The sequence below is a fragment of the Clostridium tarantellae genome (assembly GCF_009295725.1).
Classification (GTDB): domain Bacteria; phylum Bacillota; class Clostridia; order Clostridiales; family Clostridiaceae; genus Sarcina; species Sarcina tarantellae.
Genome location: NZ_WHJC01000312.1, coordinates 1 through 3,726 on the forward strand (window position 1 = coordinate 1; position 3,726 = coordinate 3,726).

5 protein-coding genes are annotated in these 3,726 nt (G+C 29.5%); all 5 read right to left on the reverse strand.

The annotated features are described in order from the left end of the window. Window positions 1-214 precede the first annotated feature (214 nt). The 5 genes from mnmA to GBZ86_RS18300 all read right to left on the reverse strand — a co-directional run bounded on the left by mnmA (window position 215) and on the right by GBZ86_RS18300 (window position 3,636). Window positions 215-1,291 (reverse strand): tRNA 2-thiouridine(34) synthase MnmA, encoded by a 1,077-nt coding sequence (mnmA, locus tag GBZ86_RS13635; protein ID WP_327445270.1) that lies wholly within the window; start codon window positions 1,289-1,291, stop codon window positions 215-217. A gap of 21 nt (window positions 1,292-1,312) precedes the next feature. Further along, on the reverse strand, window positions 1,313-1,744 hold the full coding sequence (nifU, locus tag GBZ86_RS13640) for a Fe-S cluster assembly scaffold protein NifU (protein WP_152891537.1): 432 nt from the start codon (window positions 1,742-1,744) through the stop codon (window positions 1,313-1,315). Window positions 1,745-1,746: 2 nt separating this feature from the next. Beyond that, window positions 1,747-2,934 carry a cysteine desulfurase NifS gene (gene nifS / locus GBZ86_RS13645; RefSeq protein ID WP_152891539.1) on the reverse strand — a complete coding sequence of 396 codons (1,188 nt, stop codon included), beginning with the start codon at window positions 2,932-2,934 and terminating at the stop codon, window positions 1,747-1,749. Then, complete coding sequence (locus GBZ86_RS13650) at window positions 2,924-3,388, reverse strand: RrF2 family transcriptional regulator (RefSeq protein WP_152891541.1); 465 nt, start codon at window positions 3,386-3,388, stop codon at window positions 2,924-2,926. Before GBZ86_RS13650 ends, nifS begins: the two co-directional genes overlap by 11 nt. Window positions 3,389-3,480: 92 nt before the next feature. Then, the gene (locus tag GBZ86_RS18300; protein WP_234885172.1) at window positions 3,481-3,636 is read right to left on the reverse strand and encodes an AAA family ATPase; all 156 of its coding nucleotides are present in this window, start codon (window positions 3,634-3,636) and stop codon (window positions 3,481-3,483) included. Between the last annotated feature and the right edge of the window lie 90 nt (window positions 3,637-3,726).

The window sequence follows — 3,726 nt, forward strand, 5'->3', positions numbered from 1 at the left end:
CATATATAAAATTAAAATCTATTGCTCTATCAATTTGTCTAACTAAATGATTTTTAGGCACAAGAGCTTCTAAACTGTTAAATTCAATTTTAAATCTATTATCAGTATTTTTTTTAGTCATCATATTATTATTTTACAAGAAAATAGAAAGGCTGTCGACTTTGTCGACAGCCTGAAGCATACATAGTATGCTCTTTTTTTATGTATTTTCATTTTATAAAATAGTTTCTATAACTCCACCGCCAACAACTAACTCATCTTTATAAAATACCACAGATTGCCCTTTAGTTATTGCTCTTTGTTTTTCTTTAAATGAAACTTTTATTTTCCCATCTTTTAAAGTAGTTATTATAGCTTTTGCTGGCTTAGCAGAATATCTTATTTTTGCTTCTACTGTCATTTCACCATTTAACTTTTCAATAGATATTAAGTTAATATTTTTACAAATTAAATCCGTTTTAAAAATATCTTCTTCCGGTCCAATAACTACTTCATTAGTCATTGGATTTATATCCGTTACAAAAACTGGTCTTCCCATAGATAAGCCTAGCCCTTTTCTTTGACCAATAGTATAATAAACTATTCCTTTATGCTTTCCTAAAACATTACCATTTTTATCAACAAAATTTCCTTGTTTAACTTTATTAGGTACAGAATTTAATATATATTTTCCATGATCATTGTCTGGTATAAAGCAAATTTCTTCACTATCTTTTTTATTATGTACATCTAATCCAATTTTTTTAGCAATTTCTCTTATTTTATCCTTTGTATAAACTCCACAAGGCATAAGAGTATGCTCTAATTGATATTGAGTCATATTATATAATGCATATGTTTGATCTTTTCTACCATCATCAGATCTTCTTAAAACATATCTATCATTTTCTTTTTCTATCTTGGCATAATGTCCTGTTGCTACATAGTCTGCTCCAATTCCATGAGCTTTCCTTAAAAGTTCATCAAACTTTAAATGTTTATTACATGCAATACATGGATTTGGAGTTCTTCCATTCACATATTCATCAACAAAATAATCAATGACATTTCTTTTAAAGCTATCCCTAAAATTTAAAACATAAAAAGGAATTCCTAATTTATTTGCTACCCTTCTAGCATCATCTACAGCTGAAAGAGAACAGCATCCACCCTCTCTTTCTTCAAATTCCTTATCTTCTTGCCATATTTGCATTGTAACACCAATTACATCATATCCTTGCTCTTTTAAAAGATAAGCAGCAACAGAGCTATCAACTCCGCCACTCATACCTATAACAACCTTTTTTTTCACAAAATCACCACTCTAAAATTATTATTCGCCATGTACATGGTCATGTATATCATGTGAATGCTCTTTAAAATCCCAAGGTTCTAATCCTTGTTTTTCTCTATAATCATTTATAGCTTTATGTATAGCCTCTTCTGCTAGTACTGAACAGTGCATTTTTACTGGTGGTAATCCATCTAAAGCTTCTGCAACTGCTTTATTAGATAAATCCCAAGCTTCTTCTAATGTTTTTCCTTTAATAAGTTCTGTAGCCATACTTGATGAAGCTACTGCTGATCCACAACCATAAGTTTTAAATTTAACATCTTTAATTTTGTTATCTTCAATTTTTAAATATATTCTCATTATATCTCCGCATTTGGCATTTCCAACTTCACCTATACCATCTGCATTTTCTATTTCTCCTACATTTCTTGGATTTTGAAAATGATCCATAACTTTTTCACTATATATCATAATTATTTATCTCCCTTCTTTAAATGATCTTCCCATAATGGTGACATATTTCTTAATCTTTCAATAATAGGTGGTATAACCTCTAAAACATAATCAACATCTTCTTCCGTTGATCCTTCTCCTAAAGTTAATCTTAATGAACCATGAGCAATTTCATGTGGAAGCCCAATTGCTAATAATACATGTGATGGATCTAAAGAACCTGATGTACAAGCACTACCACTTGATGCACATACTCCTTTAAAATCTAAAGATAATAATATTGATTCTCCTTCTATAAACTCAAAACAAACATTCACATTACCTGGTAATCTTTTATCTCCAGCTGGTCCATTTAATCTTGTATAAGGAATTTTTAATAATCCATCTATTAACTTATCTCTTAAAGCCGTCATTCTAGCTTTATGCTCTTCTAAATTATCTGTTGCAATTTCAACAGCCTTACCTAATCCAACTATAGCAGGAATATTTTCCGTACCTGCTCTTCTAGCTCTTTCCTGACCACCACCATGGATTAAATTGTCAATTCTTACTCCTCTTCTTATGTATAATGCTCCTATCCCTTTTGGACCATATACTTTATGTCCTGCTAAAGATAATAAATCAATGTTCATTTCTTTAACATTTATATCTATATTACCTAATGCTTGAACTGCATCTGTGTGAAATAATATTTTATTTTCTCTACAAATTGCACCAATTTCTTTTATTGGTTCAATTGTTCCTATTTCATTATTAGCGAACATAATTGATACTAATATTGTTTTATTTGTTATAGCATTTTTTAATTCATCTAAATTTATAAATCCTTTATCATCTACATCTAAATATGTAACTTCAAATCCATGCTTTTCTAAATATTCACATGCATGCAACACAGCGTGATGCTCTATTTTACTAGTTATTATATGATTACCTTTATTTCTATGAGCAAATGCTATTCCTTTTATTGCCCAGTTATCAGCTTCTGATCCTCCACCAGTAAAATAAACTTCATTGGGTTCACAATTTAATGCTTTTGCTACTCTTGCCCTAGCTTTATCAACTTCACCTCTAACTTCTCTAGAAATTCCATAAAATGATGATGGATTTCCAAATTTATTTGTGAAAAATGGCATCATTTCTTCTAAAACTTCAGGTTTTACAAAAGTAGTGGCAGCATAATCCATATATATAACTTTATTGTTCATTTTCTTCACTCCTATTATGAATTTTTAAAGTTTCATTTCTTTTTTTCATATTATTATAATCATTAACTATATCTTTAAGAGTTACTGAATGAGTAACTTCATCTATACTATCTTTAATCTTTTTCCATAAAAGCCTAGTTGCACAACAATCTACATTTGTGCATATAACACCTTCTACACAATCCGAAATTTCAATAGGTCCCTCTAAAACTTCCATTATATCAGCTACTTTTATGTCTTGTGGATCTTTATTTAAAATATATCCACCCTGAGCTCCCCTAATACTTTTTATAAGTTTAGCCTTCCTTAAAGAGCTAAATAATTGTTCTAAATAATATTCTGATATATTTTGTCTTTGAGATATTGATTTAATTGAAACGGGTGCATTTCCACAGTGAATAGCTAAATCTACCATAGCTTTCACTCCATATCTCCCTTTAGTAGATAACTTCATTTAATCACCCCTTAAATGTTGAGTAATTCTATATACTTTCCATGATAATACTATCAAATCCGAGTAACTTTGTCAACAATAAAATTTAATACCTATTTTTGTTTTATTTTTTTCCAATAAGCTATTAAAGAATTTTCATATTTGTTATTTTGAGGTGTATAATATTTTTTTCCCATCAAATTATCAGGTATATATTGTTGTTGAATATAATTATATAGTGATAGGTAAGTCTTTGAAGTTATCTCCAACTTTTCCCCCACTCCACACCGTACGTGCGACTTTCACCGCATACGGCGTTCCAACAATTTGAACTTTTCATTTAATTAAATAACTGAATT

Excerpts from the sequence above, each read along its gene's own strand:
- nifU (WP_152891537.1), bottom strand. The coding sequence starts at position 1,744 with ATGATATATAGTGAAAAAGTTATGGATCATTTTCAAAATCCAAGAAAT.
- nifS (WP_152891539.1), bottom strand. The coding sequence starts at position 2,934 with ATGAACAATAAAGTTATATATATGGATTATGCTGCCACTACTTTTGTA.
- GBZ86_RS13650 (WP_152891541.1), bottom strand. The coding sequence starts at position 3,388 with ATGAAGTTATCTACTAAAGGGAGATATGGAGTGAAAGCTATGGTAGAT.